Source organism: Alcanivorax nanhaiticus (assembly GCF_000756665.1).
Taxonomy (GTDB): domain Bacteria; phylum Pseudomonadota; class Gammaproteobacteria; order Pseudomonadales; family Alcanivoracaceae; genus Alcanivorax; species Alcanivorax nanhaiticus.
The window spans coordinates 112,010-137,467 of sequence record NZ_ARXV01000009.1 but is presented as its reverse complement, the minus strand read 5'-3'; the positions used below and the strand labels follow the sequence as shown (position 1 = coordinate 137,467).

21 protein-coding genes and 1 tRNA gene are annotated in these 25,458 nt (G+C 56.0%); 15 read left to right on the top strand and 7 right to left on the bottom strand.

Annotated features, from left to right (window positions below):
• The first annotated feature begins 4 nt into the window (after window positions 1-4).
• Genes waaC through Y5S_RS12375 form a run of 7 tightly spaced genes read left to right on the top strand, consistent with a single transcriptional unit; the run spans window position 5 to window position 7,525 of the window.
• Window positions 5-1,030 carry a lipopolysaccharide heptosyltransferase I gene (waaC, locus tag Y5S_RS12405; protein ID WP_035233356.1) on the top strand — a complete coding sequence of 342 codons (1,026 nt, stop codon included), beginning with the start codon at window positions 5-7 and terminating at the stop codon, window positions 1,028-1,030.
• Window positions 1,027-2,154 (top strand): glycosyltransferase family 4 protein, encoded by a 1,128-nt coding sequence (locus Y5S_RS12400; RefSeq protein WP_035233355.1) that lies wholly within the window; start codon window positions 1,027-1,029, stop codon window positions 2,152-2,154. Before waaC ends, Y5S_RS12400 begins: the two co-directional genes overlap by 4 nt.
• A complete protein-coding gene (rfaP, locus tag Y5S_RS12395) occupies window positions 2,151-2,969 on the top strand; it encodes a lipopolysaccharide core heptose(I) kinase RfaP (RefSeq protein WP_035233354.1) in 819 nt (272 codons plus the stop codon). Before Y5S_RS12400 ends, rfaP begins: the two co-directional genes overlap by 4 nt.
• A complete protein-coding gene (locus Y5S_RS19190) occupies window positions 2,960-3,748 on the top strand; it encodes a lipopolysaccharide kinase InaA family protein (RefSeq protein WP_052041577.1) in 789 nt (262 codons plus the stop codon). Before rfaP ends, Y5S_RS19190 begins: the two co-directional genes overlap by 10 nt.
• Window positions 3,748-5,667 (top strand): sulfatase-like hydrolase/transferase, encoded by a 1,920-nt coding sequence (locus Y5S_RS12385; protein WP_035233353.1) that lies wholly within the window; start codon window positions 3,748-3,750, stop codon window positions 5,665-5,667. Before Y5S_RS19190 ends, Y5S_RS12385 begins: the two co-directional genes overlap by 1 nt.
• Before the next feature lie 2 nt (window positions 5,668-5,669).
• Window positions 5,670-6,809: a capsular polysaccharide export protein, LipB/KpsS family gene (locus Y5S_RS12380; protein WP_035233352.1), complete on the top strand. Its 1,140-nt coding sequence runs from the start codon at window positions 5,670-5,672 to the stop codon at window positions 6,807-6,809.
• Entirely contained in the window at window positions 6,806-7,525 is a 720-nt protein-coding gene (locus Y5S_RS12375; protein WP_035233351.1) for a BUD32 family EKC/KEOPS complex subunit, read from the top strand. Before Y5S_RS12380 ends, Y5S_RS12375 begins: the two co-directional genes overlap by 4 nt.
• Here Y5S_RS12375 and Y5S_RS12370 read toward each other — a convergent pair.
• Window positions 7,503-8,360: a lipopolysaccharide kinase InaA family protein gene (locus Y5S_RS12370; protein WP_231552681.1), complete on the bottom strand. Its 858-nt coding sequence runs from the start codon at window positions 8,358-8,360 to the stop codon at window positions 7,503-7,505. The two genes, Y5S_RS12375 and Y5S_RS12370, sit on opposite strands and share 23 nt — an antisense overlap.
• A 75-nt stretch (window positions 8,361-8,435) precedes the next feature.
• On the opposite strand from Y5S_RS12370, the gene Y5S_RS19185 reads away from it, so the two are divergent.
• A complete protein-coding gene (locus tag Y5S_RS19185; protein ID WP_052041576.1) occupies window positions 8,436-9,557 on the top strand; it encodes a glycosyltransferase in 1,122 nt (373 codons plus the stop codon).
• Between the two features lie 14 nt (window positions 9,558-9,571).
• Window positions 9,572-10,765, top strand: coding sequence for an O-antigen ligase family protein (locus Y5S_RS12360; RefSeq protein WP_035233350.1), 1,194 nt, complete (start codon window positions 9,572-9,574; stop codon window positions 10,763-10,765).
• Here the strand turns inward: Y5S_RS12360 and lpxL are convergent.
• Both lpxL and Y5S_RS12350 read right to left on the bottom strand, forming a co-directional pair.
• Complete coding sequence (gene lpxL, locus Y5S_RS12355; protein WP_035233349.1) at window positions 10,728-11,642, bottom strand: LpxL/LpxP family Kdo(2)-lipid IV(A) lauroyl/palmitoleoyl acyltransferase; 915 nt, start codon at window positions 11,640-11,642, stop codon at window positions 10,728-10,730. The genes Y5S_RS12360 and lpxL overlap by 38 nt on opposite strands.
• A gap of 14 nt (window positions 11,643-11,656) precedes the next feature.
• Entirely contained in the window at window positions 11,657-12,823 is a 1,167-nt protein-coding gene (locus Y5S_RS12350; RefSeq protein ID WP_035233348.1) for a hypothetical protein, read from the bottom strand.
• Window positions 12,824-13,015: 192 nt separating this feature from the next.
• Between Y5S_RS12350 and hldE the strand changes: the two genes are divergently transcribed.
• Window positions 13,016-14,449, top strand: coding sequence for a bifunctional D-glycero-beta-D-manno-heptose-7-phosphate kinase/D-glycero-beta-D-manno-heptose 1-phosphate adenylyltransferase HldE (hldE, locus tag Y5S_RS12345; protein ID WP_035233347.1), 1,434 nt, complete (start codon window positions 13,016-13,018; stop codon window positions 14,447-14,449).
• Between the two features lie 147 nt (window positions 14,450-14,596).
• On the opposite strand, the gene Y5S_RS12340 is transcribed toward hldE, so the two are convergent.
• Window positions 14,597-15,604 carry an AraC family transcriptional regulator gene (locus Y5S_RS12340; RefSeq protein ID WP_035233346.1) on the bottom strand — a complete coding sequence of 336 codons (1,008 nt, stop codon included), beginning with the start codon at window positions 15,602-15,604 and terminating at the stop codon, window positions 14,597-14,599.
• Between the two features lie 107 nt (window positions 15,605-15,711).
• On the opposite strand from Y5S_RS12340, the gene Y5S_RS12335 reads away from it, so the two are divergent.
• Window positions 15,712-17,241: a flavin-containing monooxygenase gene (locus tag Y5S_RS12335; RefSeq protein WP_035233345.1), complete on the top strand. Its 1,530-nt coding sequence runs from the start codon at window positions 15,712-15,714 to the stop codon at window positions 17,239-17,241.
• A gap of 101 nt (window positions 17,242-17,342) precedes the next feature.
• On the opposite strand, the gene Y5S_RS12330 is transcribed toward Y5S_RS12335, so the two are convergent.
• Window positions 17,343-18,134, bottom strand: a complete 792-nt coding sequence (locus tag Y5S_RS12330; protein ID WP_035233344.1) for a M48 family metallopeptidase — start codon at window positions 18,132-18,134, stop codon at window positions 17,343-17,345.
• A gap of 311 nt (window positions 18,135-18,445) precedes the next feature.
• Here Y5S_RS12330 and Y5S_RS12325 point away from each other — a divergent pair, with 311 nt between their 5' ends.
• Genes Y5S_RS12325 through Y5S_RS12310 form a run of 4 tightly spaced genes read left to right on the top strand, consistent with a single transcriptional unit; the run spans window position 18,446 to window position 24,940 of the window.
• A complete protein-coding gene (locus Y5S_RS12325; protein ID WP_052041575.1) occupies window positions 18,446-20,011 on the top strand; it encodes a pyridoxal phosphate-dependent decarboxylase family protein in 1,566 nt (521 codons plus the stop codon).
• The gene (locus Y5S_RS12320; RefSeq protein WP_035233343.1) at window positions 20,004-21,326 is read left to right on the top strand and encodes a lysine N(6)-hydroxylase/L-ornithine N(5)-oxygenase family protein; all 1,323 of its coding nucleotides are present in this window, start codon (window positions 20,004-20,006) and stop codon (window positions 21,324-21,326) included. Before Y5S_RS12325 ends, Y5S_RS12320 begins: the two co-directional genes overlap by 8 nt.
• Entirely contained in the window at window positions 21,326-22,519 is a 1,194-nt protein-coding gene (locus tag Y5S_RS12315) for an MFS transporter (protein ID WP_035233342.1), read from the top strand. The genes Y5S_RS12320 and Y5S_RS12315 overlap by 1 nt, the downstream gene beginning before the upstream one ends.
• A 3-nt stretch (window positions 22,520-22,522) precedes the next feature.
• Window positions 22,523-24,940 carry a GNAT family N-acetyltransferase gene (locus Y5S_RS12310; RefSeq protein WP_269319446.1) on the top strand — a complete coding sequence of 806 codons (2,418 nt, stop codon included), beginning with the start codon at window positions 22,523-22,525 and terminating at the stop codon, window positions 24,938-24,940.
• Window positions 24,941-25,040: 100 nt separating this feature from the next.
• On the opposite strand, the gene Y5S_RS12305 is transcribed toward Y5S_RS12310, so the two are convergent.
• Both Y5S_RS12305 and Y5S_RS12300 read right to left on the bottom strand, forming a co-directional pair.
• Window positions 25,041-25,116, bottom strand: a tRNA-Phe gene (locus Y5S_RS12305).
• Between the two features lie 54 nt (window positions 25,117-25,170).
• On the bottom strand, window positions 25,171-25,455 hold the full coding sequence (locus Y5S_RS12300) for an oxidative damage protection protein (protein ID WP_035233341.1): 285 nt from the start codon (window positions 25,453-25,455) through the stop codon (window positions 25,171-25,173).
• Between the last annotated feature and the right edge of the window lie 3 nt (window positions 25,456-25,458).

The window sequence follows — 25,458 nt, the reverse complement described above, 5'->3', positions numbered from 1 at the left end:
TGCCATGCGTGTGCTGTTGATCAAGACCTCCTCCATGGGGGACGTGATTCATACCCTGCCTGCGCTGACCGATGCGAAAGCGGCGATTCCTGATTTACAGGTGGACTGGGTTGTCGAAGAAGCCTTTGCGGATCTGGCCCGCCGCCATCCGGCGGTGCATCAGGTGTTCCCCTGTGCCTTGAGGCGCTGGCGCAAGCACCCTTTCAAGGCTCGTCGCTCTGGTGAATGGGGTGACTTCAAGTCGGCCTTGCAAGCGACGGACTACGATGCGGTGATCGACGCTCAGGGGCTGATCAAGAGTGCCTTTATTACTCGCCTGGCGCGTGGTCCGAAATTCGGTTTGGACAAGCACTCTGCCCGTGAAGGCCTGTCTGCCAGGGTGCTCGATCACCCTCAGGCTGTTATCAAGGGGCAGCATGCCATTCATCGTGTCAGGCAGCTGTTTGCGCAATCTCTGGGCTATACCCTGCCAACCCATGCCCCGGATGCAGGTCTCCCCCGCAGCCATGTGCCTGCCCCGCTGTCCCAACCAGCAAACCTGGTGTTTTGCCATGGCACCACCTGGGCTACCAAGCATTATCCGGAAGGGTTCTGGCACCAGCTGGTCAGACTGGCTTGTGCTGAGGGGCATCGGGTGTTTCTGCCCTGGGGTAACGATGAGGAGAAGGCCCGCGCGGAGCGGCTGGCCGCTGAATTTGCCACGGCAGAAGTATTACCCAAGATGGGATTGGCTGATCTCACGGACAAGTTGCTCAGCTGGGATGCTTTCGTGGCTGTGGATACTGGCCTTGCTCACCTGGCCGCCGCCGCAGGCTTGCCTGGCGTCGCTCTTTATGGTCCAACAGATCCCCAGTTGACAGGGGTGCTTGGGTTAAGTGCTAAATCCCTGGCTGCGGACTTTCCTTGTGCTCCCTGTGTTCAAGAAAGGTGTACCTATCGGGGAGAATTAGGTAAGGGCGTCTCGCCACCTTGCTTCAGTACTCTGAAACCTCATTTTGTGTGGCAGCGACTACGGGAGTTATGCATATGACGCAGCAGCCTTACACCGTGGCTTTTGCATTGTTTCGTTATTTTCCCTACGGCGGTTTGCAGCGTGATTTTTTGCGTGTCGCTGAACTGTGTGTGCAGGCGGGGTATCGAGTAGAGGTGCTGACGACCGAGTGGGAGGGGGATCGCCCTGACTGGCTGAAAGTGAATATTGAGCGGGTGACCCCTCGAACGAATCATGCCGCGATGGTCGCTTTTGGTCGCAAAGCCCTGCAGTTCAAGGATGAGGTCAAGGCAAAGGTGCTGGTGGTTTTTAACCGCTTGCCCGGTGGAGATTTGTATTTTGCTGCTGACGATTGTTTCGCCATGCGGGTCAAGGAAAAGAATGCCCTGACTCGTATGCTGCCGCGATATCGGACGTACCTGAATCTTGAACGGCAGTTGTTTTCAACAGCTGGTCATGCCCGGATCCTGTTTCTCAATAATAGTCAGCGGGATGACTATCTCGGAGAGTATGACTTGGACCAGCGTCGCTACCGAGTGTTGCCACCGGGCGTAAGAAACGATCGCCGCCCCGGTGATAATGCCGCGTTTCTGAGGGCTGAGGTGCGCAAGGAGTTTGGTGTCGCTGAGGGAGAGCATCTGCTGCTGTTTCTTGGTTCTGATTTTCGTCGTAAGGGGCTTGGACGCGCATTGTTGGCCATGGCTCACCTTCCAGATTCGATCGAATCCGTAAAGCTGTTGGTGGTGGGTGAAGATGATAGCGCTCCCATGCAGGCGGATATCAATAAACTGAATTTGAGCGGTAAAGTGATCTTTGCCGGGGCTCGTGATGATGTGCCAGCTCTTCTGCAGGGTGCTGACCTGCTGATTCATCCTGCCTTCCATGAGGCGGCAGGAATGGTGCTGGTAGAGTCGTTGGTTGCCGGTTTGCCGATTTTGACGACTGCTGCCTGTGGTTACGCCAGCTACGTGCTTGACTCCGGGGCTGGCCAAGTTGTTGCTTCGCCTTTTCGGCAGGAGGCGCTGGATCAGGCGCTGGCGGACATGCTAATGGGTGACCGGGCTGCTTATCGCCGCTCTGCACTCGAGTACGCCGAGCGGGTAGATTTGTTTGGAATGCATGAGCAGGTGCTCGCAGAAATTGAGGTGCTACTGGGCTCATGACTGAAATCTTCCTGAGGGATGAATTCGCCTCTGCCTGGCATGACAGAGACCCGTTTGAGTGTGTCGATGCTCTGGAAGGAGAGGTGTTTCGCGCCCGCGAAGGCAGGCGCACCTTGCGCTTTGCGATGGGTGGAAAAAGCTTCTTTCTCAAGTATCACCGCGGGGTGGGATGGAAAGAGGTGCTGAAGAATCTGATCCAGCTCAGGTTGCCGATCATCAGTGCGCTTTCTGAAGTCAGAGCCATTGAGGCTGTCGCGGCCGCCGGTTTGGATACCATGACAATCGCTGGCTACGGCCAGAAAGGCATTAACCCTGCCCGGATCCATTCTTTCCTCATTACTGACGATCTGGCAAATACCTTGAGTCTGGAGGATGCCGGGTTAATCTGGGAAAAAACTCCACCAGACCCTGTTTTCAAGCGGGCCTTGATGGCAAATGTGGTACGAGTTGCCAGGAGTATGCATGAAGCGGGCATAAATCATCGTGACTTCTACCTGTGCCATTTTCTGATGGATCTTGCTCGTTGGGATATACAGGATGGTGATGCGCCTCTGTATCTGATTGATTTGCACAGGGCCCAGGTTCGCGGTGAGGTGCCATGGCGATGGTTGGTCAAGGATGTCAGTGGCCTGTTTTACTCGGCCATGGATATTGGTTTGACGGCCCGTGATGTGCTGCGATGCATGGCACTTTATAGTGGGAAATCCTGGCGTGAGACTCTGCGGGAGGACAAGCGTTTTTGGCTTGCAGTTCGTGAGCGTGCCGAAAAACTGTACCGCAAGGACAAGCAACGGGAGGCTCCGCGGTGGATTTGAAGACACATGATGGTGACGACTTCCGGCTGGTCTATCGTGATCAAGAAGCGGTAACTTCTCTCCTGAAGGGAGCGTCTGTTCAGGCATGGTTTAATGCCGAACACCAGGCTCTCAAGCAGGGCGGTAAGGTTGAAGCGCGCCTGCTTAAAGCATCCGCTGGCACCGTTTTTGTCAAACATTACAAGGCAAAGAGCGTATTTCGTCGTTTCATTGGCTGGTTTGGTGTGTTTCGAGCCAAGCGTATTTTTCGGCTTTCTCTTGAGTTGCTACGCGTCGGTGTCCGGGTCCCTGAGCCGCTGGCGTATCTGGTGGAAAAGGGACGTGATTGCTCCTCATCTTTTTTCGTATGTGAAGGCCTTGAGGCCGAGGACCTCAAATCCATAGCAGTCAACCATGGTCTTGATGCGATTGGAGGTGTTGAGCGCGTGTTTACTGATGTCGTGAACCTCCTGGTGGGGTTGCATCAGGCAGGCTATGCACACGGTGATACCAAATGGGCTAATTGGATGGTGCGTCGTTCTGATTCCCAGCTGGTGCTGATAGACCTGGATGGAGTCTATCGGCCGTTATGGTTTCGCAATAAGCGCTTTGGCAGGGATCTGGCCCGATTTTTGATTAATGCTCGTGAGTTGCGAATTAACGAATACATAGTTGAAACCATGCTGGCCAATTACGCCAGGCAGCGGGGACGGTCTGTTGCGCAGATCTGTCGCGATCTGGGGCCTGCCTATGAGAAGCTGGCAAAACGTCACCGTCAGAAATATGGATCGCAATTGTGATGTCTCAATGGTCTCATGTTGGCTTGTCGTTAACGCTGATTTTCTGGGGGGCGTTGGCGATTGTGTATATGCAGCGCAAAATTTATGCGTTGCGAAACTATGTTGATACTCGTCCTCGGCTGGATGATGTCTGGGTGTTGTGTCTGGTTTCTACGGTGGTTTCGATGGCTGCCCCCTGGCCAGTGATTTATGGTTTTCTGGTCGCTCTGGTCGGATTGTCATTGATGATCATGTGGCTGGACGTGGTGCTGGTTCATCTTTTTGGTTTCGAAGTGAACCTGAATAACCTGAAGATCTTTCTGCAGGGGGCCGAGAGCTTTTCCGGTGATTCCCGGGAGATAATGGACGCGTTGGTTAAGCGCTCCTGGTTTTTGGCGGCGCCCCTGGCGGTTGTCGCTTTTTTGGTGGCGATCTATGCCCAGATGGCTGGCAGCTCCAGCGTCAGGGACGTAGCGTTTGCCGCCCTCTTTGTCTTGTTCCTAATGGGAGTCACAAAGAGTCGTTTCCGCTTGATTGGGGCGCCTGTCTGGTTGAGCGTGCTGGCAGGGATTGCTGCCTTGATCGGTTTTCTGGCGGATGCAGATGTGGATTGGTCATGGTGGCAGGCGGTGGCTGGCGGAGCGTTGTTGCTCGGTGTGATGGCGCTGAAGCTGTTGGCACAGTTTTTTGATGCGCCATTTTTTACCGTGCGTTCACCGGTGAGAGACTTCATTCATGGCGCGCGGTTGAATCCCGGCTCTGTAGATCTGAATGATGAGGATCGGCAGCGTCATGTCGCGTTGCCGTTGGCACCCCCGTCGCCCAGTGAAAGTTTTGGATTGTGCCGTGGGGCTAACGTGATTCTGATTACTATGGAATCATTGGCTAGAGACTCTATCTATCCGGCCAAGAAAAATGGAGCAAGACTGGAATTTATGGAGGCATTGGCAAGCAGGTCTCTCGTTTCGAAAATGCATTATGCCTGCTGCCCAAACACGAATCGTGCAATACAGCATCTCTATCAGGGAAATTATCCTGTAAATGGTGAGTATCCATTCCTGCCTTTGCTCAAGGCTCAGGGGTATCGCACCGCTTATATGATGATATCGCGTACCCGTTTTTTTAATCTTTGCGATATTTTGGGAGAGGCAGGATTTGATGAAGTGCTTGATCGTGATTCGTTAGGGTTGGACCCGGGGCGTGGGGATTATGCTTTCCTGGACAGTGTTGATGCCATCAACGAATCATTGGGTGATGGACCGTTTTTCCTGCATTTGAAGAACGAGCAAACTCACTCCCCTTATCAGGTGGTCAACAAGGCGCGATTTGGCCGCCATGAGGGTGAGGGCCGAGAGGTCAGTTTTTGTAATGCTGCTGAGGAAGCGGATTCTGTGCTGGCAGCATTTATTGACGCGTTGGGTGAGCGCCGAGATCTGAGTAACACGCTTATTATTTATACTGGAGACCACGGTCAGAGTTTTGGTGAATTTGGCTACGTCTCTCATTCGAGCTCGAGCGTTAATGGGCAAGTACGCACGCCCTTAATGATGTGTCATCCTGCTTTACCGGCGGGAGAAGTGGCTCGCTCAACCCATTTCGATGTAATGCCAACGGTGCTGGATTTGTTGGGGGTGCATTGTGAATCAAGCATCTTTGGTCGTTCTCTTCTGCATGGCGCGAACCATCGTCCTCTGCTTCTTTACTCGCAAACACGCAAAGGTAATGCGCCTTCTAACGCAAGTCTGCTGGATGCGAATAACAAAATCATGGTCGACCTTATCTATGGTTATCGCTATCGGCTGGATGCAGAGGATCACATTATCGAGAAGTTGCCCCCTGCTGAAGCGGGTTATCAGGAAGCATTACTCTACGCAGCATTGGAGAAGCGTGGCTTGATTAGTGATAGTGCCTTTTCTCCTCGACAGAAAACAGGAGGCTGATGATGAGCAGGACGTTGCCCTATGTGCTGTTCCTGGCAATGAGTCGAAATCAAGAGAAGCACTTTCTTGCATTGAAATCAGAAATGCCGGTTGATGGGGTCGTGTTGAATGCCAAGCACCCCGGTTGGGGGGAGACGGTGCGTGCCCTTTGCTGGGTGTGGAAGAATCGTGATCGGTTGCCGGAGTGGCTAAGTTTTCGTGTAGATAAGGGAAGGCTCAATAATGGTGCTCATGGCCGATGGTTCCAGTTTGGGTTGGCGCTACGAATAGCCCACCTTATGGCAGGAATATTTCGGGAGGCTGACCAGCGCAGACCGGATGTTCTTTTTGTTCTCAATGGGGAGCATTACAAACAAAAAGCGGTTATTGCCTGGGCCAAAGCTGAAGGTATTAAACTGGCTTATCTGGAACTTGGTTATTTGCCGAACACGATGGTGCTTGATGGTGAAGGCATTAACTTTGCCAACGGCATGCCTCGGAAGCCAGAGTTCTATCGGGCCTATCAGCCGCAGGGTATGAAGGTCGACAGCAACTTGGTGAGGCGCCCGCCTCGCACTCCTGTAGGCGAGCCTATCACCCTGCCGGAGCGATATATTTTCGTTCCGTTTCAAGTTTATGATGATACGCAAATTTTGATTCACTCGCCGTGGATCAAGTCGATGGAGCGCTTGCATGATGTGCTTGAAAAGACCGTCGACAGCTTGCCTTCCGACACTGTTTTTGTCGTCAAAGAGCACCCTACCTCCAAGCGAAGTTATCCAGAGCTTCATGGGCGCCATCCGAGAATTCTTTATGCCAATGCGAATGACACCCAGCAGCTCATAGAGAAGTCTCTCGGAGTGATCACCATTAACTCTACCGTCGGCATCGAAAGCCTGCTGTTGGGAAGGCCTGTGATTACCTTGGGGAATGCCTGCTACAACATAGAGGGGCTGGTGTCTCATGCTGATAATGAAAATGAGTTGGCAGCGCTGTTGCAGAATCCCGATGGTTTGGACTTTGATGAAGAGCTGATCCGGCACTTCGTCGCCTGGCTGGGTGAGGCTTATTTGGTGCCTGGACGTTGGCCTGATTACACGCCTGAATACCCGGCGAGGATGCGCAAACGCCTGGATGAGATTCTGCGAGGGGAGTCGTTTTGAGCTGGATAACCCGGGGAGAAGCCGCCGACGATCTGGTAAATGAGCTGGCGCTTTTTGACGTTGAGCCTGATGTGGTTTCCGGAAAGGGGACGTTGACGAAGGTCTATAGCGGAAAATATCAGGGGCAGGACGTTTTCCTTAAGGTGAGTAGTCGAGAGCGCTGGAAGGTATTGCTTCCTCGGCTCTGTTTGGCGCGAGCATGGTGTTCATCAGTAGATTTGGAAGCTAGAAATTTGCTTCGCCTGCGGGAAGCGGGGATTACTGTGATCCCAATTCTTGGCTATGGTACTCGCTACACCCTGGGGTTGCCTGTTTGTGGCGTTATGCTCTCTGCAGCGGTTGAGGGTGTTAGCCTTGAAGATGCGTTGATGTCTGATGATCCCGCTCGTATCGGATTGGCAGCGGGCTATGGCAGGATAGCTGCGATGTTGCACAAGCTGGGCGGCTATGAGCCGCTTAGGGCCAAGGATTTCATGGTCAACAACGAAGAGCTGATTTTGCTTGATAGGGAGAAGCCTCTGTTGTCCCCAGGATGGCGTGAGGCGCGAGCCATGACGTCGCTGGAAAGAGCCTGGTTCAGAAACCATCGCAGCGGATTGCGGCTGACCTCGCCTCTGACTAGTGCCTGGGTAGCAGGGTACTGTGGTGAGGCAGGGTTGAGCGGAGCTAACGCTGATCAGGTCAGCGAAATAGTTAGCCGCTTCTGTGCCGACTGACCTCCAGCGGCGGTAGTGACCTGATAATTGGCCAGTAATTGATTGGCTCAAGAGGCGTCCCTTGTACGATGCCCTTGCGCTGAAAATGCTTTTCAACTTCGTCGAAGGTGCGCTTAACAATGGATTGTGCACTGGATGGCGAGTGAGGAAATGCATGAAAGTAGCAGTCAAAGAACATATCTCGCTCGGCAGCAGTAATGTAATGGGGGCCGAACAACATGATTTGTTTAAGGTTTCGGCGCTGTTCCCGGTTGAAGCGAAATGCCTTTCGAGTCCGTTCATTATCGATCATGGCGAGGCGGTAACAGTCGTCATCGGGTACAATCACCACATTGTTGCCACGCAAATCACCATGAATAATGCCCTGAGCATGCATTTTGCCTATGGTGAAGCCGAGCTCACGAAACAGGTCGTGGCGCCAATGACTACCGGGTTTGTCTTTGAGGTAGCTTTCAAGGGTGTTAAGGAAGGGGGGGCCGTTGAGGGCTTCCATAATGATGAAATCATTATGGGAGTATTGCCCTGTTGCTAGAATATCAGGCGCCAGACAGTTGGCAGCCTGAAGGAGTCGGGTGCCTTTGAGTGTGCGTTGGGCTCTGCCTCCTGAAAAAACACCCTTTAACCGTTCTGTCACTGGATTTCGGTTAAAACTCTTGAAGTAAACGCCTAGTTCGGAGTGATAAGCGATGGTGTTGCGGTCATTTTTCTTGATCGACAGCCAGCCATCCTGACTGGAAAGCAGGAGTGGGACAGCCTCTGCAATGGCAGCCTGGCGAGCTGACTCGCAGTGGAACTCGATGGTTAAGTGTGAATCAGTCATTTTGGGATGGCTCAACCACAAAAGCGTTATGCTACAGAAAGGGGCGGGGCTTGGGTAGCAGGTCATTCCTGAGCGCAAACGAGTAGAGTGATGAAAAAAGTTTTGCTAGTAACTGGCAGTATGAAAATCGGAGGGCTGAACTCCGTCATCGTCGAGCATGCCAGAATGTTTCTTTCCGCTGGATGTGAGGTGCACATCGTGCTGACCAGCAGGAAGGGAGAGTTGCCCGAGGATCTACAGGATAAGGTTCATTATCTTAACTTGGATAATGCAGAGTCCGGTCTGGTTATGCGGCTTCTATATGCGATATTCAGACCTTTTTTAAAGGGCATTGGGAACCTTTTTGCAGAGAAAAGAAATCGGACTATTTTTGAAAATTTAATGTTGGATTTAGGCGTGAGTAACGAAGATATGATTGTTATTCATGGTTTCAAGGTTGCTGCGGCTTTCAGAGGTGTTTGCCATCCAAACCTTGTTAAGGTGATGCATGAGATACAGAGCGAGCATGCAGGGGGAAGTGGAGGTTGGGTAAGGCGGATTCGCTACAAACTCATTGCTGGGTGCTATGAGAGGGGTAAAAGGGTTGCCGTTTCAAAAGCAGTCAGGGATGACTACTTGAAAGTGGTGGGTGGTAAAGGGGTTGTGGCAGTGATCGGAAATGGAGTGAATGTATCCGCATTGCTTGAGGCTTCCAAGACAGCGCCATCCATGAATCATTCCCGCCCTTATATTGTTTCTGTGGGGAGATTGGTCAAGGTTAAGGGTTTTGATGTCCTGATTCGTGCCTATGCGAAATCCGACGCTAGTCATACTCACGACTTGGTGATTGTTGGAGAGGGTAAGGAGAGAGAGGCTATATCTCGCCTTATCAGGGAATTGGGTTTGGATGACCAGGTGTATCTTGCTGGCTATGTAAAGCCCCCCTTTCGTATCGTCCGGGAGGCCGACCTCTACGTTGGTGCCTCGTTCCATGAAGGGTTTGGTCTTGCCTTGCTGGAGGCCATGAGTCTTGGGCTTCCTGTGATCGCATCCAGAGTTAGTGGCTTTGAAGAGATAATGGAAGCCAACCCGGAATGTATGTTTGAGGCCGGGGATGTGGACGCCTTGGCTCGGCTAATGGATCAAGTCCTGCAGTCTGATGAAAAAGGCAGACAGGTTATGCCCGAGCGTTATGACTTCGATGAAATCCTAAAAAGCTATCTTCTTCTTTGAATAACGGGCTTGTCATGTCGAGTTTTCTGAAGCGCTCTGCTTGTGCTGAAAATGTTCTTTTTGCATCTCTGTTTATTCTTTTTTGCCTGATCGGTCTTGAGAGGGGAGGAGGGAAGATTTCCTCCGTATTTGAGCCCTTGTTAGGAATTTTCGCTATTTTTCTGCTTGTTCGAGGCAGAGCGTCGAGTGTTCGTGTCGATCCATTTCTGCTGATCGCCTTCTTGGCCTACGGTATTTATTACATGGTGAGGTGGTCTGCTTGGAGTGGGCCGATTGATGCCTCGGTTGATATGTTCAGACCAGTGATGCAAGCCTTCCTTTTTGTCCCGTTGATTGCTTGGGGAGTGGCGAGCGCGAAACTGAAGAGTGGCTCTCTGCTGGTTTTTGTATTAGCTGGAGCGGCAGTTGCCTGTGCATCAATTTTGACATTTTACTTCGTCCAGGGGCATGAATTTAGCATGAGGATAAGGCCGTTGGGCGAGGCTCGGCATCCTATTATTGGGATGTACTACTATGCATTTCCTCTGTTGCTTGGCTGTGTTTTGCTACTGGAAAAAGGTCAGGTTATGAGAGGTAGGGCCATCTTGCTGGTCTGTATAGTGGTTTTGATGGCGGTTTTTCTTTTGTCTCGAAGCAGAGGTCCTTTTATGGGCTTGCTTGTAACGGCAATGGCTGCTGCTTTTTTAGCGAGTCATGGCTGGAGGCGCTGGGCAATACCGGTAGTGGTATTCGGAGCAGCAATTGCATTTTTGCTTGCCCAGGATGAGGCGTGGTTAGCTCGGCTGGATACTGGCAGGTTCCTGATCTGGGAGTCTGTGCTGGTTCGTTTGCCGGAAGCGCTGTGGTTTGGTCACGGCCTAACCGATGAAAATTACGTTTATTTTAGTGATGTTTATGGCTGGCAGCACGCCCACAATATCTGGCTTGGGCACTTCTATTGGGGAGGGGCTGTGGGGGTATTCTTGCTGGCTGCGGTTTACATGCGGGCTGCCTGGGTATTCTACCGGGCGAATAGTTGGCCAGTGTCTGCAGTTGGGTTGCTTTTGATTTGCTTCGGGTTGGCTGCAATGTTGACGGATGGAAACTTGCTACTCGATTACCCTGGGCCTGAGTGGATGGTATTCGTGCTTCCTGTTGGTCTGGCGTTGGGTTTGTCTGTTTCTCAGGAGGTTAGCGGTAAAGCTTGGCCCCATTCGGTTGATGTTTAAAGCGCTTGTGTACCCATAGGTACTGCTCTGGGCATTTACGAACATAATGCTCGATGGTCTTATTAATACGTGCCGTATCCTGTTCGTCATCGCCGCATGGGAAATGATCCAATGCAGGGCCAAACTCAATTTCATAGCGGCCGCCGGGCAGGCGGTAATGAGCGCAGGGGATAACGGCCGCCTTGCTCATGCGAGCAATGCGTGAGGTGGCTGTGATGGTAGCGGCGGGAATGCCGAAGAAGGGCACGAACACCGCGTGCTTGATACCGTAATCCTGGTCTGGGGCATACCAAAGCACCTCGCCGCGTTTCAGCAAACGGATCATCTGACGGATATCCGCCCGGTCTACAATGCTTTTTACATAATTTAGGCGACCCTGATTAATCAGGCGGTCAATGACTGGATTGTCATTGGGCCGGTAGACCGCATGAAGGTCATGCACATAGCCCAGCAGCCTTGAACCCACATCCAGTGAGTTGAAGTGCATGCCCAGCAGCAAGACGCCCTTGCCATCGGCCTGTGCCTTTTTGATGTGCTCCATTCCCTTGATGGTAAGCCGCTTGTCCAGCTTGATCCGATGATTACTGAAGCTACCGGCCATTTCCAGGATGGCTTCGCCCGTGCTGATGACACAGCGATGTGCCAGATCCTGTTGTTCTTCTTCGGAAAGTTCCGGGAAACAAAGGCGGATATTGGTGGTGGCGATATGGCGGCGCGATTTGGCGAGATGCCAGGCGAGCCTGCCAAGTCCTCTACCTGTGGCAAGCAGTATGCTCCATGGCAACTGGCCAATAAGCCAGAACAGGCCAACGCCGATCCATGACGGGATCAGGCGGGGGTCGCTCAGGCGAGTAGGGCGCTGTTTTCTTTTTCCCATGGGATTTCGTCAGGCTAGCGAAGCTCGGGTTGAGCAGAAGGACGTTCGCTCAAGCGAGCCATTAACAATGCCAGCGGTATCCACAGGCTCATCCAGCTGGCATGGAACGGCACAAGCAGATAGGTCCCTGCGGCAAACGCCATGCAAAGGCCTGGCACGACGGCGATAGTATAGGTGCCGCGTGATTTCTGGAAATTTCCCCGCTGCAGAAGGGCGGCTAACGGACTGCCCCAGCTGGTGATAAACAGAATCAGCCCTACCAGCCCCAGGCTGTGTATCAGCAGAAGGAACAGATTGCGAGGGTGCGCCAGCTCAATCAGTTTGCTCCCTTCATGCCCAAGGATACCGTTAAGGCTCTCCTGATTCAGTCCATTACCAATCAAGGGATGGAGGAAGTAGCGGCTGACTGTGACATCGGTACCTCCTTGCAGCATCAGGTAGAGCGCAGCGAGAAAAGGAATCACTGCCAGCCAGGGGCGGGTTGAACGGCTAACCAGCCAGGCGATCGCCAGCATCAGGCTCATCAAACCCAGCGGAAGCGAGACCAGACCAATGAACAGCAGGCCCATGATGGCACCGGCAAACCGGCGGGCACCTTTGCCTCCCGGGCCTTCCTCGATGCCCTGGGACAACAGGATAAACGTGGGTGCAACCATGGCCATCAGGGCCAGAGAAGGATCCAGTGACGGCAGGCGGAAGATCAGGTTGGCGGGCTCGCTGAACAGTGGGCTGTTTAGCGGCTGGGTGGTGTAGTAACTCACCGTGACCATGGCGGCCACGATCATGGCGCAAAGCGCACCATTTGCCAGTGCCTGCTTGAAGGTGTTGCGGAAATACAGATGCAGCCAGCGGAAGATGCCTACCATGACCAGCAGCTGCACAACACCACGCACTGTTCTTGAAGTATTGGGGTCCTCAGCCCAGGCCATACTTAACAGAGCCCAGCCCAGTAATAGATAAAAGGGCACCAGCAATGGAGAGGTCAGTAGCCGGTGATCACCACTGACCATGGCCCGGGTGAGCAATGTGAGTGATGGCAGGAAGAACAGCACGTCCAGTACGTTTAGTAGGCCGATACGGGAGTTAAACAGGAACGTGCTGGTAAACATGACCGCGAAAGAGAGGGTCAACCACCAACGAAGCCAGCGTCCTTGCATGATGTTGGGAGGAAGAGGTGGCATAGGGTTCCTGAAGCTCCTGGCTGTTCCTGATAGGCATCATACCTTATCAGTATGCGCTGTGAGTGACGGCAGCGGCAAAGTGTACTGTTCACGCCTGTTTGCATCTACCCATGATGTCTCTCTTCGCGTGTCTGGCCGGTTGCCTATGCTACACTTCGCTCCAATTTGACTCTGTTGTGTTTTGGAGACGCTATGCACAATCCGCAGATTCCCGTTCTGGCCAAGGCCCGAGTACTGGTGGCCGGCGATGTCATGCTGGATCGCTACTGGCATGGCCCCACGGGACGGATTTCGCCAGAAGCGCCAGTGCCTGTGGTGCGGGTGACAGACCTTGAGGATCGCCCCGGCGGTGCCGCCAACGTGGCTCTGAACATGGCTGCGCTGGGCGCTACAGCGGAACTCGTGGGTGTGACCGGTGACGACGAGGCTGCGCGGATTCTGGAAGAGCGTCTGCATGCTGCCCAGGTGGGCTGCCATTTTCAGAAGGTTACCGGCCTGCCGACCATTACCAAGTTGCGGGTCATCAGTCGCCAGCAGCAGCTACTACGACTGGATTTCGAGGAAGCGTTCCACGATCAGGACCCGCAGCCTTTTGCGGACAAGGTGGCTGAGCAGCTCGCTCATTGTGGGGCACTGGTACTGTCAGATTATGCCAAAGGTGCACTGCGCGATTGTCAGGCGTTAATCAAGCTTGCCCGGGATGCTAGTGTGCCGGTATTGGTGGACCCCAAGGGCTCGGACTTCTCCCGTTATCGTGGCGCTACCCTGTTGACCCCGAATCTGAGCGAGTTCGAGGCTGTGGTGGGCGCGGTAAAGGATGAGCAAGATCTCATTACCAAGGGCCAGCAGCTGATTCGCGATTTTGATCTCCAGGCGTTGTTGGTGACCCGCAGCGAGAAGGGCATGACGCTGCTCCGTGATGGCAAGCCGGAGCTGCACTTGCCGGCCCGAGCCCGGGAAGTGTTTGATGTGACTGGTGCCGGGGATACGGTGATCTCCGTGCTGGCTACCTCTATCGCGGCGGGAGCGGCCATGGAAGATGCGGTGGCACTGGCCAACATCGCCGCCGGTATCGTGGTCGGTAAATTGGGTACTGCTGTGGTCTCAGCCCCGGAGCTGCGCCGTGCGGTGCATCAGGAGGGCGGTTTCGGCCGCGGTGTGATGACCGAAGAGCAGTTGCTGATCGCCATTGAGGATGCCCGCGCCCAGGGGGAAAGGATTGTCTTCACCAATGGCTGTTTCGACATCATTCATGCGGGCCATGTGGGCTATCTGGATTCAGCCCGCCGTCAGGGCGATCGACTGGTGCTGGCCGTGAATGGGGATGACTCGATTCGCCGTTTGAAAGGGGCTGGGCGCCCGATTAATCCGCTGGAGCGTCGCATGGCGGTGCTGGCAGCACTGGAGGCGGTGGATTGGGTGGTGCCCTTCGATACCGACACCCCGGAACCCCTGCTGGAAGCCATCAAGCCGGATGTACTGGTGAAAGGTGGCGATTACAGTGTGGAGGAAGTGGTTGGTCACGAGTTTGTGAAAGGCTACGGCGGTGAGGTCAAAGTGCTCGACTTTATTGATGATATCTCGACGACCAAGATTGTGGAGAGAATCAGGAAGGACGGTGAATAGTTAACAGTGAATAGTTAACAGCGACGCGGGCTCACGCTCTGCATGTTGAAACGCAAGAGGCCGCGCCCGGGAGTTGGGCGCGGCCTCTTGCGTTTGAAAAGCCTGAAACCGTTGCTCGCGCAACTGTTCACTATTAACTATTCACTGTTAACTGCTCTTCCGGTGTTTGGCTGGCGTCACCCCCGTCCAGCGCTCAAACGCTCTGACAAAAGCGGCGGATTCGCTGTAGCCGAGCAGTTCGGCGATGTCGGCCACGCTGCGTTCTGAATCGGCCAGGTAGCGTTTGGCCTTTTCTTCCCTGACCTGGTCCATGATGCCCTGGAAGGGGCGGCCTTCCTTGCTGAGCTGCCGGCGGAAGCTGCGCTCGGGGATGCTGAAGGCCTGGGCGACCTGTTCAGCGGAAGGAAAGGTGCGGGCAAACAGATTCAGATAGGCATAGACTCGGTCGCCAAGGTGGTCGCTGGGGGTCTCCCGGCGGGCCAGCATGGCGTTGCACTGGTCGCGGTACATGTCCTGAGCCATCTTGTTATAGCCGGGTAGCCGAATGGCCATGTCTTCGTTGCTGATGACGGCTTTGCAATACGGCTGGTCGTAGAGAACCGGGCAGCCGAAATAGTCCTCGAAGATCTGGGCTTCGGCCGGTCGCGGGTAGGGCATCCACACTTCAACCGGTTTCAGATTCATATTCAGCTGGGTCTGCACATCGTTGACCAGTTTGAAGGTGCCGACCATGTCGCGGTCGATCAGGATGCGACTGACCTCCGGTGGTAGCGGGATCGGGTGGAGCTCCAGTGCGGTGGTGGTTTCGCCGGGTACCAGTGCCAGTTCGCCGTACAGGTAGGTCAGTGCCTGGTATCTCACCCCGAACTGAAACCCCTGAAAGGCGGTTTCGCTGGTCATGAACAGCATGGCCAGCTGGCCATACCCGGCAAAGCCAAAGCTGCTGCCCATCTTGAAGCCCAGCAGAGGGTCTTTTACCTGGGGCAACAACTCAGTAAAGATCAGCAGTTCCCGATCGCGGCCGATTTCGCTGTTGGGGTCGAGTTTGTTCCTGTCCAGGCCATGCTTCGCCAGCACAGAGGCACAATCGATTCCCTTCTCTTTCTCGAGCAGGTCGATGGTATAGATCAGAGCAAGTATCGAGCGTGCAGACATGGCCGGAATTATCAATTTTTCAGTCAGGTTAACATGTATTCACTAGGGGCTGACAAGGGTAGAGTGCCCTCATTGCTAGATGCCCCCGCATCCTGAGGAGAATACCTATGACAAGTCAGGCCAAGATCAATGTGAAAACCCGTCGCGTCAAAGTTGCCATCGTGGGCGGCGGTTTTGGTGGTATGTGCATGGCGATCAAGCTGCGCGAAGCCGGAATCGATGATTTCGTGCTGCTGGAAAAAGGCAATGGCATGGGGGGGACCTGGTACCACAACAGCTATCCCGGTGCGGCCTGTGACGTGCAGTCTCACATGTATTCCTTCTCCTTCGAGGGCAATCCGGACTGGAGCCACCGCTACAGTGGTCAGCAGGAAATTCACAACTACATCGAAGGCGTCAGCCAGAAGCATAATCTGCGTCAGTTTACCCGCTTCAATGCGGAAGTAACGGGCGCACATTTTGACGATCAGGCGGCCCTGTGGACCCTGAATCTGGCCGATGGCTCCCAGGTGGTCTGTCAGCACTGGGTGCTGGCCAGCGGCCCCCTGCATGTGCCGTCGTTCCCCAACTTCAAGGGCATGGATTCCTTCAAAGGCAAGATCATTCACTCTGCCCTGTGGGATCAGGACTATGACATGGCCGGCAAGAAAGTGGTGTCCATCGGTACCGGTGCCAGTGCCATCCAGTATGTGCCCCATGTGGCGAAAGAAGCGGGCCACCTGACCGTGGTACAGCGCACTCCGCCGTGGATTATCCCTCGCGATGAGCGCGCTTATTCCGGCCTGAGCAAGTGGGTATTCCGCCGTTTCCCGGCGCTGCGCAAGCTGCATCGTCTGCGTCTCTATCTGAGCAACGAAGCGCGCGTGCTGCCGATCTTCAATCCGCGTCTGGCCAAGCTGGCCGAACCGGCCCTGAAAGCCTTCATCAACTACCAGGTGAAGGACAAGGAGACGGCTCGCAAGTTGGTGCCCAACTACACCCTGGGTTGTAAGCGGATTCTGATTTCCAACAACTATTACCCCACCTTCAACCGCGACAACGTGGAGCTGGTCACCGAAGGGGTGAAGGAAATCCGGGAGAACAGTGTGGTGTTCAGTGATGGCACTGAGCAGCAGGCGGACTGCATTGTGCTGGGTACCGGTTTCATCGTGGATCCGCGTATCTACATGAAGGATTTCGAGATCACCGGTCTGCCGGGGCGTCGTCTGCAGGATGACTGGAAAGATGCAGCGCAGGCCTATCTGGGCACCACCGTGAGCGGTTATCCGAACATGTTCCAGCTGGTGGGGCCGAATACCGGCCTGGGCCATAACTCCATCATCTTCATGATCGAGAGCCAGGTGCGCTATGTGATGGATGCCATCACCAAGCTGGATAAGCGCGGTGATGCCTGGCTGGACGTGAAGCAGGATGTTCAGGATCGCTTCAACGACAAGTTGCAGGACGAGCTGAAGGGCACCGTATGGCAAAACGGCGGTTGCATGAGCTGGTACCAGCAGGCGGATGGCCGCAACACCGCCCTGTGGCCCCACGCCACCTTCCAGTTCATGGCCCGCACCTGGACGGTGAACATGAAGGACTACAATTGGCAGCCGGCGATCGAGAAGGTTTCCGTTAAGGAAGCCATGGGCGGCTGACCAGGAAAGTTTCGAGTGACGAGAAGCGAGTTTCGAAAGGCGAAATCTTGTTGAGCATGTCCGGGTTTCGCAACTCGAAACTCGTGACTCGCTTCTGCTTCTTACCGTTCGCAATTCACTGGCGTGGCCTGCTGATAGAGTGGCAATGCCACGTCCAGTCTTTCCTCGAGTGCTTCGATCCGGCTGTCGTGGTTGGGATGGGTAGACAGAAATTCCAGAGGCTGGCCGCCGCCGGCTTTGGCCATATTCCGCCAAAGCGCCGTACTTTCGCGGGGATCAAAACCAGCGCTGGCCATCAGCTCCAGCCCCATCAGATCGGCTTCTTCCTCGTGGGCGCGGCTGAATGGCAGGGCGATACCCAGATGGGCGCCCAGGCCCAACGCCTGAATAATACTTTCCGTATCAGCATCCCCTTCCCCGAGTAGTCCTATCAGCATCAGGATGGCCTTGATGCCAAGCTCTTGGGTGAGTCGTTCGTTGCCGTGTCTGGCCAGTACATGGGCCACTTCATGGCCGATTACAGCAGCCAGCTGGTCGTCGGTTTCTGCCACAGTGAGTAGCCCCCGGTTCACGCCGATCTTGCCTCCCGCCACGGCGAAGGCATTGGGGCTGTCGTTGGCAAACAGTACCACCTCCCAGGTATCTGGAAGCGGGCTGCCAGGAAAGCGATTGGCGATCTGGCTGATCAGGTGTGTGGCAACGCACTGTACCCGCTGATTGGCTGTCGCGTCGTCGCTGAGCGGCACTTGCTGCTGGATCTGCATAAAGGTTTGCCGACCGAAGTCGGCCATCATGCTGTCGGGTATCACGGCCAGCTGGTCGCGGCCCGTGGGCGTCTGATCGCAGCCGGTAGCCAGTATCAGGGTGGTGAGCAGGACAAGCCAGATTCTCAATGCGCTCTCCTCGGTGGTAATGATGGTGGCCAGGTGATCGGTACCCCGCCGCTTCCCGCTGCCCAGTATGCCATCCCTTCGCGACCCGGTTCGCAAAAAGCGGGAAGCGGCTTGACAATGCTTACACTTAAAACAAGAATCATTCGCGATTGCGAGGGGCGTTCTTTCTCTGTTCCCTGTCGCATGGCCAGCCTGTAACTGCCAGCCCCCAACCGGTCCCGCTGCCGGTATCTGCCAAACCTCTTTAATGACACTGCATCCCGCGGTGGGGGAGCGTTTGGCCTGCAGAATCCAACTGACAAGGACAACTCATGAACCGTTCCGCAGCCGTTTCGCTGCCGGTCCTTTCCGGGCTGGTCAGTGACACAGCAGGGCCTGTCGAGCCTTGCTTGTTTAATGCGCGCAATATCGTCGATTACCGCGAGGGAATGCAGGCGGTGGTGGCCGTGCTGGAAAAGCATCTGGGCACCGTCGACAAACCCTTTTCCGGCATCCGGCCCCATGAACTGGCTGACCAGTTTACCGGTATTGATCTTGATCGCCCCCTCGGTGATCTGGCATTGGCCCTGGGCGAAGTCGAGGAGATCTACTTGAGGGATGCGGTGTTTTTCCATCACCCACGCTACGTGGCGCACCTGAATTGTCCGGTGGTGTTGCCGGCCGTGCTGGGCGATGTCATTCAGAGTGCACTCAACACCGCTGTGGAAACCTGGGACCAGAGCGGCGGGGCGACGTTGATCGAGCAACGCCTGATTGACTGGACTGCGTCGAGAATCGGGCTGGGCGAAGAGAGTGACGGCGTCTTCACCAGTGGCGGCACTCAATCCAACCTCATGGCCATGCTGCTGGCGCGGGAGCATTTCTGTGAGCGGCGTTGGGGGCACTGCAATCGTGAGCAGGGTCTGCATGCACAGGCCTCCCGGTTACGGATTTTTACTTCTGAGCGCAGTCACTTCAGTGTCCAGAAAGCCGCAGCGTTACTGGGGTTGGGATATCAGGCCGTGGTGGCGGTGCCGTGTGACGGCTATCACCGGATGGATACCCACGCCCTTGAGGCGGCCATTCTGGCGAGCAAGGCCAAGGGCGATTTCCCCATGGCCGTGGTGGGGACGGCAGGCACTACCGACTTTGGCAGCATTGATCCTTTGCCGGCCATCAGCCGCTTGTGCGAGGTCCATGACCTCTGGTTTCACGTGGATGCGGCCTATGGCTGCGGGCTGCTCAATTCCGTCCAGCATCGGCATCGCTTGCAGGGCATTGAGTGTGCCGATTCTGTGACGGTGGATTACCACAAGAGCTTCTTTCAGCCCGTCAGCTGCAGTGCCTTTCTGGTGCGTAACCGTCATCACCTTTCCTGTGTCACCTGGCACGCGGATTACCTGAACCCGTTCAGCGCTACCCAGCAGGGCACGCCAAACCTGGTCGACAAGAGTCTGCAGACCACCCGACGCTTTGACGCGCTGAAACTGTGGCTGACGCTTCGCACCCTGGGGGCAGAGCAGCTAGGCGCCATGATGGACCGTGTCATGGAGCTGAGCCGGCAGGTGTACCTGTTGCTGCTGTCCGAGCCTTCCCTGGACGTAATCCATCAGCCCCAGTTGAGCACCTTGGTGTTCCGTTACGCACCCTGGGGGCTGGATGACAGTGAGCGCAACCGGATCAATCCGCTGATCCGTCAACGGATCATGGATTCCGGCGAGGCCATGATTGCCGGCACCCGGGTGAATGGGCGCCAGTACCTCAAGTTCACCCTGCTAAACCCGGAAACGGGCATGGACGATATCCGCGCCATCGTGGAAAGCATCAAGGAATTTGGTGAGGTGGAGCGTCAGCAGGCGCGCCCGGTGTCAGCCGAGCAGGAGGTGAGTCATGCCTGAGCAGACCTATGATCTGATCGGGGTGGGGCTGGGCCCGTTCAACCTGAGCCTGGCCTGTCTGGCCGAGCCGGTGGAAGGACTGACCTCGCGATTCTTTGATGAGCGCCCGGGGTTCGACTGGCACCCGGGGTTGATGTTGCCGGATGTGCATTTGCAGACCCCGTTCATGTCGGATCTGGTGACCCTCGCCGATCCCACCAGTCCCTACAGTTTTCTCAATTACAGCAAGCAGCAGGGTCGCTTGTACGCCTTTTATATCCGGGAAAACTTTTTCCTGTTGCGGCAGGAATATAACCAGTATTGCCAGTGGGCGGCGCAGCGGCTGGGCAATGTGGCGTTCGGTTGTCGTGTCACGGCCGTCGCCTTCGAAGACACCGCGCAGCGTTACCGGTTAACCGTGGCCAATCGTCAGCAGGGGACCACTGAAACCTGCTGGGCCAGAAAAATTGTGTTGGGTACCGGCCCCACCCCGTATCTGCCTGAGGGATGCGAGGCGCTGGGTGACGGTGTTATTCATGCCGGTGATTACCTGCATCACCGGGAGGCGCTACAGCAACAGCAGAGGATCACCGTGGTGGGCAGTGGCCAGAGTGCCGCAGAGATCTTTTATGACCTGCTTGAAGGGGCGGGGGAGGACAGCTATCGGCTCAGCTGGATCACCCGCTCACCGCGCTTCTTTCCGCTGGAATATACCAAGCTGACTCTGGAAATGACGTCGCCGGAGTACGTGGATTATTTCCATGCGCTACCCGAGTCCACCCGTGATGGGCTGATCGCAGACCAGACCTCGCTCTACAAGGGCATCAACTCGGAGCTGATCAACGCCATCTATGACCTGCTGTATCGCAAGCAGTTAAGCGGTCCGGTACCGGTGGATTTGATCACCAATGCCAGCCTGATGGCAGCGCACCGGAACCGAACCGATAACGCTCTGGTGCTGGATTTTCATCATCAGGAACAGGGACGGGATTTTGTTCACCGTACCGACGCCATGGTGCTGGCCACAGGGTATCGCTATCAGGAGCCGGATTGTCTGGCTGGGCTCAGCGGGCAGTTACGTCGGGATGCCCATGGGCGTCTGGACCCGCGTCGGGATTACAGCATTGATCATCGCGGCGACATCTTTATCCAGAACGGGCCTGTGCATCGTCATGGTTTTGTGACGCCGGATCTGGGCATGGCCTGTTATCGCAATGCCCACATTCTGCGCTCCATTACCGGCCGTGAACCCTATGGTGTGGAGGAGCATATCGCCTTCCAGTGCTTTGGTGCGCCGGCAGACGGGTTGCGTAATGCGCAACGGGAGAGCGCCTGATGAAACCGATGAAGTTCTGGCTCATTGCCATGACGCTGGCGGCGGTGGTCAGTGATGCCATGTTGTTGCCGTTCTACCCGCAGTTCTTCGAGCGCGTCTTTGATATCCGTGATCCCCATCATGTGGGGGCGTATATCGCGGCCTGCTGTGCGGTGGTGATGCTGGCTTTCCCATTCTGGGCCCGGGTCGCGCGGCGGGTGGAGACGCTACGCCTGCTGATCTATACCCAGCTGGCGGCCGGGCTGTTCAGCGTACTGTGCTGGGCGGCGCCCACCGTGGCGGCCTTCTGGGCACTGTCACTGACCATGCTGGTGTTCAAGGGCAGCTACCTGCTGGTCTACCCCTTGCTGATGGAACAGGAAACGCCGGATGCCCATGGCCGCACGATCGGATTGTTGTCGGTTGTGGTGCATTTTGGCGCCATCTTTGGCGCGCTGCTGGGCGGTACGGTGTTGCAGTACTTCGAGCCGCGGCAGGTTTACCTGGTGATGGTGCTGGGGGACCTGTTCCAGATTCTGGTGTGCCTGGTGTTGGTCTATGGCAAGCGACAGCCGGATCTGCCCCCGGCCACTGCGTCGGCTGACGCTGATGCCGCGCCGCTGGCCGGCTCGATGATTCTCCGCCTGGGTGCGGTGATGTTCCTGTTCTACTTTGCGGTGTACCTGGCCAGACCCTTCTTTGCGCGCTATTGGGAGCAGGTCTCAGGGCTCGGCAGCGAGGTGCTGGCCGGGGCGGTCTTCGCGCTACCCGGGGCGGTAGCGGTGCTGGTGCTGTGGCTGGATTTTCGTCGTCAGCAGGATCGCGACGTGAAAGCCGTGCTGTTACCTGCCTTGCTGCTTTGTGCCTGCGGGCTGTTGTTGCAGGGCGCGGATGCCGTCGCCGTGGTGCTGGCGGGGCGGATGCTCTATGGCTGGGGGCTGTTCCGCGTCACGGTGGGGCTTGATCAGCTGCTGTATGCGTTCAGCCGCCCCGCCAGCTATGCCACCGATTTCAGCAAGATCAGCGTGTTCCAGAACCTTGGCGTGTTGTGCGCGTCCTTTGCCACCGGTGCGTTGGTGGCGATGTCTGGTCCGCGTCCCACGTTCATGGTGGCAGCGGCGGCCATTGTCGGCACTTTGCTGCTTTATCAGTGGCTGGTTCGCCCGCTGTTTTCCATGCCGTCTTCCTCTTTTTCGCGTGCTTTCCAGGAGTGAAACATGATCATGCAATATGACTTTTCCATTCAGATTTCCGGCTTCGGCCAGTTCCAGATGCGTTCGGTCAAGGTGCCAGACGACATTGCTCTGCTGCAGTGCTGGTTGAGTGATGCGCGTGCCGCCTATTGGGGGATGCAGGACATGGATGAGGCGCAACTGGCCGACTTCTACCGGCAGCTGGTCGCCAGCGGCAAAGGGCAGGGCTGGCTGGGCTTTTATGAAGGGCGCCCGGTGTTCTTGATGGAAAGCTATGACCCGGCCCAGGACCCGGTGGGTGGGCATTACCCGGTGCAGCCCGGTGACCGTGGTATGCATGTGCTGGTGGCGCCGGCACGGGTGCCGCTGCCTGGTTTTACCCGTGCGGTGTTCAGCACGGTGATGGCGTTTCTGTTCCAGCATGAACAGGCAGAACGGGTGGTGGTGGAGCCGGATGAGCGCAATGAGCGAATTCATGTGCTCAATCGTTTCGCCGGTTTCGCCTATGCTGGCACAGTGCAGCTGGAATCCAAGGTGGCTGCACTGGCGTTCTGCTCACGTGCGGCATTTCAGGCTTCTGCGGCAGCAACAATGATCGAGTCGTCCGACGCTGTGGATCTGGATAGCCTCCGTCATGCCCCCCAGCGGGTGGCAGCCCATCTGGATCCGCACACCTGGGCAGCGGTGAATCGTCTGCAGGTGCGCAAGAGTCTGTCCGAGCTTGCCCATGAGCGTTTGCTGCAGCCGGAACCGGTTGACGGAGAAGCGGGGCTTTACCGGGTCGGTACCGACAAGTCGGGCGTAGAGTACCGCTTCAAGGCGCGCAAACTGGCGCTGGATCACTGGCTGATTGAGGGCGACAGCATCGAAAAGCGCGAGCAGGGTGTGGCGACACCGCTGGATGCGCTGGCGCTGATTATCGAACTGCAGCCCACGCTCGGCATTCGCGACGCCATGATGCCGACTTATCTGGAGGAGATTGCCAGCACCCTGTATGGCAGTGCCTACAAGATGCACCGTCAGGTCCCTGATGCGCAGGGGCTGGTGGATGCCGACTTCCAGCAGGTGGAAGCCACCATGAGTGAGGGGCACCCCTGCTTCCTGGCCAACAATGGCCGGATCGGCTTTGATGCGCAGGATTACCCGGCCTATACCCCGGAGGCTGCTGCCCCGGTTCAGTTGATCTGGGTAGCGGCGCACAGGGACTACACCGAATTCGCAGCCAACGAATCGCTGGATTACGACACCCTGATGGACGACGAGCTGGGAGAGGCGCAGCGGCAGGCATTCAGGATCATGCTGCGGGACCGGGGGCTGGAGCCTGAGGACTATCGCCTGATCCCGGTCCATCCGTGGCAGTGGTACAACAAGCTGGCCAGCGTGTTTTCGGTGGACCTGGCCGAGCAGCGTCTGGTGTGCCTGGGCAAGGGCGAGGATCGTTATCAGGCACAACAATCCATTCGTACTTTCTATAATCGGGATCAGCCTCACAAGCGTTATGTGAAGACCGCGATTTCTGTCCTGAACATGGGCTTCATGCGCGGGCTGTCTCCCTACTACATGGGTACCACACCGGCCATCAACGACTTTCTTTATCACCTTGTGGACCAGGATCCGGAGCTGGCCGGCACCGGCTTCTCGCTGCTGCGCGAAGTGGCGGGGGTGGGTTATCGGCAGCGGCACTTTGAAGAGGCGGTGGATCAATACAGCGCCTACCGGAAAATGCTCTCAGCCCTGTGGCGGGAAAGCCCGCTGGATCGGGTCAAGGAAGGCGAGAGCCTGATGACCATGGCGGCACTGCTGCACGTGGATGCGCATGGCAGCGCGCTGCTCCCCGCACTGATTCAGCGTTCGGGATTGCAGGCCGGGGAGTGGCTGGATCGTTATCTGCACGGCTATCTGCGCCCCTTGATGCACTGCTTCTATCAGCATGATCTGGTGTTTATGCCCCATGGCGAAAACCTGATTCTGGTGATGAAGGATGGGGTTCCGCAGCGCGCCCTGATGAAGGATATTGCTGAAGAATGCGCGATCCTGAATACGGAGGTGGTGCTGGCAGACAAGGTGAAGCGGCTGGCGGTGGATGTGCCGGAAGAGCTCAAGGTGCTGTCGTTGCTGACCGATATCTTTGATTGTTTCTTCCGCTTCATGGCCGCCATTCTGGTGGAGCATGATGTGATGACGGAAGAGACATTCTGGGAGCGGGTGGCGGCATGCGTGTTGGCCTATCAGGCGGATCATCCGCAGTTAGCGGCCAAATTCGCGCGACATGACCTGTTTGCCCCGTCGTTCACGCTGTCGTGCCTGAACCGTCTGCAGCTGGCCAACAATCAGCAAATGGTGGATCTGGCGGACCCGGCAGGGGCGTTGCAGTTTGCCGGTGTGCTGGAGAATCCCATCGCGCGCTGGGCGCCATCGTCGCGTCTGGCGGCCAATGGCTAGAGGGTAGGGCTGGCTGCTGTCCGTGGCCGGCCCTGCTCCCCCTGCGCAACGATGCGTAGACATAAAAAAGCCCCGCTCGTTGAGCGGGGCTTTTCTTGTATGGTGCCCGGAGGCGGAATCGAACCACCGACACGGGGATTTTCAATCCCCTGCTCTACCGACTGAGCTATCCGGGCAATCAGGGCGCGTATTAAAGCGTCTGAAGGGGGAGGCGTCAAGCCATTGAGGGTTCATTTGTTCGCATCGTGAGCAACGGGGGTGTATCCCTCGGCTTTTTCGTAGTTTTCGTTGTTCAGAAAACGATCGCGCTGCTCATCCAGAAACGCCTTGGCCTGCGGATCCATCACGTTCAGGTGCTTTTCGTTGATCAGCATGGTTTGCTCGTGCAGCCATTCCTGCCAGGCTTTCTTCGAGACGTGCTCAAAAATGTCCTGGCCTTTGGGGCCGGGGAAGGGGGCGCGGTCCAGACCTTCCAGTTCGGTCTGGTATTTGCGGCACATTACCGTGCGGCTCATAGC